The organism is Pseudotabrizicola sediminis (assembly GCF_004745575.1).
GTDB classification, from domain to species: Bacteria; Pseudomonadota; Alphaproteobacteria; order Rhodobacterales; family Rhodobacteraceae; genus Pseudotabrizicola; species Pseudotabrizicola sediminis.
This window is the reverse complement of sequence record NZ_RPEM01000070.1, coordinates 1-416: the sequence shown is the minus strand read 5'-3', so window position 1 is coordinate 416 and position 416 is coordinate 1. Positions and strand designations below refer to the sequence as shown.

General features: G+C 67.1%; 1 protein-coding gene. It reads right to left on the bottom strand.

The genetic code is table 11. The features are described from left to right. The coding region (locus EEB11_RS19340) for an HAD-IC family P-type ATPase (RefSeq protein ID WP_135434217.1) at positions 1 to 416 on the bottom strand (416 nt) is incomplete at both ends.

The window sequence follows — 416 nt, the reverse complement described above, 5'->3', positions numbered from 1 at the left end:
ACCGGGTAAAGCAAACCCGCCGCGATTGGCACGCCAAGCGCATTGTAGGCGAAGGCGAAGAACAAGTTCTGCTTGATGTTGCGCAGCGTGGCGCGGGCCAGCTTGCGTGCCCGGACGATGCCCATCAGGTCGCCGCCCAGCAGGGTGATGCCGGCGCTCTCCATCGCCACATCCGCGCCCGTGCCCATGGCGAGCCCCACATCGGCGGCGGCCAGCGCGGGCGCGTCATTCACGCCGTCGCCTGCCATCGCGATCTTGTGGCCATCGCGGCGCAACTGGTCGATCAGATCCTTCTTGGCCTCGGGCAAGACGCCCGCGCGCACCTCGTCAATGCCGAGTTTGCCCGCCACTGCCTGTGCTGTGCGCTCGTTGTCACCCGTCGCCATGATGACGCGCAGCCCCAATGCGTGCAGTTC